General features: G+C 37.2%; 4 protein-coding genes. All 4 read left to right on the top strand.

Annotation, left to right across the window (positions count from 1 at the left end; all coding sequences use genetic code 11):
• The coding region (locus tag QVB70_RS14070) for a hydrogenase iron-sulfur subunit (protein ID WP_287587469.1) at positions 1-1,835 on the top strand (1,835 nt) is incomplete at its 5' end.
• A 54-nt stretch (positions 1,836-1,889) separates the two neighbouring features.
• Entirely contained in the window at positions 1,890-2,672 is a 783-nt protein-coding gene (locus tag QVB70_RS14065; RefSeq protein ID WP_287587466.1) for a hypothetical protein, read from the top strand.
• Entirely contained in the window at positions 2,626-3,975 is a 1,350-nt protein-coding gene (locus tag QVB70_RS14060) for a nickel-dependent hydrogenase large subunit (RefSeq protein WP_287587462.1), read from the top strand. Before QVB70_RS14065 ends, QVB70_RS14060 begins: the two co-directional genes overlap by 47 nt.
• A gap of 165 nt (positions 3,976-4,140) precedes the next feature.
• Positions 4,141-5,305, top strand: a 1,165-nt coding sequence (locus QVB70_RS14055) for an NAD(P)H-hydrate epimerase (RefSeq protein ID WP_287587459.1), incomplete at its 3' end; no start/stop codon positions are given.

Below are 5,305 nucleotides of genomic sequence, written 5' to 3'. Positions count from 1 at the left end.
TTGCAGTGATTGGAGGTGGACTTGCGGGTATAAGCTTAGCTTTATCATTTGCAAGGGCGGGCTTGGAAGTTATCCTCATCGAAAAATCCCCAACGTTAGGTGGAAAGATTGCAAGATGGAGTACTATTCATGATGTTAAAGAGTGTGCGTCATGTTATCTTACAGAGTTAATTAGCCGAGTCGTGAAAGAGAAAAATGTGAAGATTTTTACAAACACCACTGTCGAAAGAGTGTCTGGGCACGTTGGTAATTTTGAAATTGAATTGCTAATCCATCCTAGATTTGTCGACGTGGATGATTGTACCGGTTGTAAGAGATGCTCCAATGTGTGTCCAAATGAAAAACCAGATGAATATGAATTCGGACTTAAGCAAAGAAAGTTCATCCATATCCCTTTTTCAAATGCATATCCCTACGCCTCTGTCATAGATGAAGAATCTATTGAAGATTGTAGAAACTGTAGACTGTGTGAAGAATCTTGTCCGACGAACGCCATTAACTTAGAAGAAAAAACCAAAAAATTGAGAATCAATGTAGGGGCAAAGGTGCTAGCAATTGGTTCTGACTTATTTCAAGATTTGTCAGCATATCAACATAACCCTCAAAATGATGTGTTGACATCAGCTGAGTTTGAAAGGATTCTAGCTTCTGATGGTCCTACTAGGGGTAAACTGATCAAACTTTCTGATGGAAACCCACCAAAGAGTATAGCAATAATCCAGTGTGTCGGGGGAACCGATAAATGCTCTACCTATTGTTGTACCCTTACTAAAAAGTACATTGATGAAATCGAAAAGAGGTTACCAGAATGCGAACTTCATGTATTCTATGATATCAGTAGAATACCACAGAACCCAGTTATGTGGTTTACGCCAGAACATAAGATTTTTCATTGGGCAAAAATCCTTAAAATCGAAGTAGAGGGGACTAGGAAATATATAGCGACAGAATCAGATCGTTTTGAAACCGACATGATTATTCTAAACATTGGTATGGTCCCTAACAAAAGCTTAAAAGAACTGAGAGAATCGGCCTTAGACTTCAGTTTAGATTCTAAAGGATTTATGTCAGACATTACATTAGCTTCGGGTATTTTTGGCTGTGGTTCTGTAAGAGGACCAGCGGATTATAAAACCACGATTTCTGCAACAAATGATGTTGCGATAAAGGTTATCGGTCTCTTGTCAAAAGATCATTTGATACCAGAAATTCATGGCATCACAATAGATACTAACAAATGTGGATTCTGCGGATTGTGCGTTACTTCATGTCCCTACAGGGCTATTTCCATTGATTCGGAAGACGTAATTATCGATCAATTTAGTTGTAAGGGATGCGGCATTTGCGTTGCAGTTTGTCCGACGAAAGCAATTGAAATGCAGATTGATACTACGCTCAAAATGATGAAAACAATTGAAACATACTCAAAATTTTCACAATCGCCAAAAATTATCGCCTTTGCATGCGAGTCGTGCGGTTACTCAGCAGCCGATGACGCAGGTCTAAAGAAAATACAGTACACGCCAAACGTTTTGATTGTAAAGGTGCCCTGTACGGGAAGAGTCGACGTGCGCTTCGTACTCTATTCCTTCGAACAAGGTTTCGACGGAGTGTTAGTAATAGGGTGTCAGAAAGAATCTTGTAAATATATAGACGGTTTCTCGAAAGCAGAAAAAAGAATAATGTTGCTAAAAGAACTTGTTCCCGAGCTCAAGGATAAACTCCACATAGTTTCGCTTTCCGCTATTGACAGTCATAAATTTGCATCCATAGTAAACGATTTTTATAGAAGATTATCTGGATTAGAGAGTCCTACTATCACCGCAACGCAATAAAGCGAACTTACAATTTGATAATCATAAGAACGATCGAAAATGGAGAGAAACTTAGTGAAACCTAAAATCTTAGTAACTTCATTAACATCCTGTAACGGGTGTCTTACCTCTATTATAGAATTAGATATCTTTCCAGAACTTTTAGAGTCCGTTGATTTTATTTTCCCACTAATTGAAGATAACGACAATATCGACAATTGTGACATAGCTTTAATAGAAGGAAGCGTTTCTCAAGAGGAACAGAAAGAGGAACTTTTAGAAATCAGAAGGAAGGCTAAGAAGGTCATTGCCCTTGGTACTTGCGCAATCTCAGGTGGAATTACTTCACTTTCAGATGAAATAGATCCAATACCAATTAACGATATAATAGAGATAGATGGATTCATTCCGGGATGTCCTGTTCCTACAGATTTCCTTGGAAACACTCTAATGGCACTTTTGAATGGTGAAAGAGTTAAATTATCTCTAAAGAATCTATGTTCAGAATGCGAATTAAGGCCCGATAATGGTTTTAAAAGCAAAATAAAAGTAGATAAACTAATACCAGAAAAAATGCCTTTTGAGTGTTTTTTACATGAAAATGTACTTTGTCTTGGCCCCATAACGAGAGCAGGGTGCAAAGCAAAGTGTATAAAGGCAAATATCCCATGCGAAGGGTGTATGGGGCCTATAGTGCCAGATTTTATGTCCAATATTGTCAATTTCTTTTCATCTATTGAAGTTTCTGAGGACATTATAACTAGTGGTATTTATTCAAAATTCACACGTCCAAAAAGCTTTGTGAAGAGGGGTGAACAAAACGAAAAAAATGACAATAAAACCATTAACCAGAATTGAAGGTCACGGACAGATAGAGATCTTTGTAAACAAAGACAAAGATGAAGTTTCAAGAGTAAATTTCTCAACGCTAGATTACAGAGGAATTGAGAAAATCCTTATCGGAAAAAAAATCTCAGAGATTCCTAGATTAGTTTCGAAGATTTGTGGATTCTGTTCTGCGGCACACATAGTTGCATCTTGTAAAGCTTTTGAAAAAGCCTTGGATATAGAACCCACGTATGCCTCAGCCTTATCAAGACAATTAGTCTTAATAGGAGAAACAATTACTAATCATATGATACATTTTGTGTACATGGCACTGCCGGATTTATTAAGTCTAGCGTCCGCAAGTCAAGAAAATGATGTAATACTTAATCGATCGGAACTTTTCGTAAAGGCTGCAAAGCTCATAAGTATCGGGAAAAATGTGACGGAAATTGTAGGTGGACGCGCTGTTCAACCTGTTTCTATAATTATCGGCGGAATGTCAAAAAATTTAACAGAAAAAGAAATAAACCTTTTAAAAAGGAGTTTAAAAAGCGGTATTGCTATTGCTAAATTTTTCCTTAATTTTGCACAGGAAATAATCGAAAAAATTGATGATACAGTAAAAATGTTTGAATTGAAAAATCCGTTGTATATGGGACTTCAGAGAGATGGAACATATAGTATCTATGATGGGCGCTTAAAAATTGCGAATGAAGACAGAGAAACTTTGGCAACTTTTGATGTAAACGATTATGACAAGTTCATCATTGATAATAGAATAAAAACTTCAAGCCTCACTTCATCAAGTACGCAAGAAAGAGGAAGAGGTCTTTTGGTAGGACCTCTAGCGAGGTATCACATAACAAACGAATATGGGGTTTATGAAGTTCATGAAATCCTTAAGGATTTTCAGAAATGGGATGAAAACATTTTAATGATGAATGTCTTAAGGTTGATTGAAATCCTTGTATGCTTATATAAAGGGCTTTTGATCCTCGATAATACAGAAATAACTAAAGAACAACCTGTTTTTGTTACATCTACGAAGTTAAAATACGATAACATATTTAGCGCCGTGGAAGCACCTAGAGGAACCTTAATTCACTACTATAAAGTGAATGAAAACATGACCGCCAATGATGTAAAAATCCATGTCCCAACAGAGTTAAACACCTTTTCAATTCACGAAATTCTAAACAGAATTTGTCAAAAAGAATTCACTAAAAATAAATCTCTTGAGACCGTACAAGAGACTGCGAAATTTATAGTGAGATCTTTTGATCCCTGCATTTCATGTTCATCTGTCAGCCTTCAAAAAGCACACCACGTTTGATTTTAAAATTTCATAACAGAAAATGCTATCAACAAACAACCCATAGTAGTGTCAGTTTTTTGCCAGACTTTAATACAGAGTTTCTTGAAATGTTTATAGGGACAAAGTTCCCTTAAGGTGTTTTGAAGTTCCTTTCCTAACTAGTTTTTTCATAGGGTGATGGAATTGACTGATGACGTCATAACATCAGAAGAAATGGCAATTGTAGATATGAACACTGTATATCTTGGTGTTCCAGCGCTTTTACTAATGGAAAACGCTGGTAGAAGCATAATAGATGCAATTCTTGAAAATTATCCGGGATCGATCGCAGGAAAAAAAATAGTTTTGTTCGCAGGATTAGGCAATAACGGCGGAGATGGGCTAGTTGCAATTAGACATCTTTCTCACTACGGATGTAAAGGTTTGGTACTCCTTCTAGGTCGACCTGAACAAATTAGATCTGACCTTGCACGAACTAATTGGGAGGTTCTGCAAAAACTTCCTCTTTCTGTCAAATTAATGTCATTAAAAGATTCCTCTCAATTACAAGACCTCAAAAAAGAGATCACGACCGCAGATATAATAATTGATGGAATCCTAGGCACTGGGATCAAAGGAAAAATAAGAGAACCGATTTTGTCTACGATTAAACTCATTAATTCAGCCTCAGAAAGAGCATTTATTACCGCTATTGATGTACCAACAGGACTGGATCCAAATACAGGGAAAACACAAAGGCCCACTGTAAAGGCAAATATTACAGTTACACTTCATAAAGCAAAACCCGGTCTTGTAATGAAGAAAAACGAGAAATACACTGGTAACGTAATCGTGAAAAAAATTGGAATACCTTGGGACGCCGAATATATTGTAGGACCGGGCGATCTTGCAAATATTATCAAACAAAGGTCACCTCATTCACATAAAGGAAATTATGGAAGACTTGTTATAATAGGTGGGGGAATAGATTATACTGGTGCACCAGCACTTTCTGGAATGGGTGCACTTAGAACTGGGGCAGATTTGGTGTTTGTTATTACCCCAGCAAAAGTCGCTGTCAATATTCGAAGTTTTAGTCCTGACATAATCGTCCGCGAAACACCAGGGAATGTGATATCGGAAGAAAGTATACCAATAATAGAAGAAATGTTAAACCAAGCGACCGGCCTTATCATCGGACCGGGATTGGGACTCGAAAAAGAGAGTTTTGATACTGTCCTTAAGATATTAGAAATGGTAAAAACAAACAACTTGCCAACGGTTGTAGATGCTGATGGACTAAAAGCTATGAGTCAAGAGCCAGCGATTTTTAAGGGATTACCAGCAGTACTTACTCCTCATGCTAAAG

The organism is Candidatus Borrarchaeum sp. (assembly GCF_019058535.1).
Lineage (GTDB): Archaea > Asgardarchaeota > Sifarchaeia > Borrarchaeales > Borrarchaeaceae > Borrarchaeum > Borrarchaeum weybense.
The sequence above is the reverse complement of the archived record's forward strand: the minus strand, read 5'-3'. Positions and strand labels throughout refer to the sequence as shown.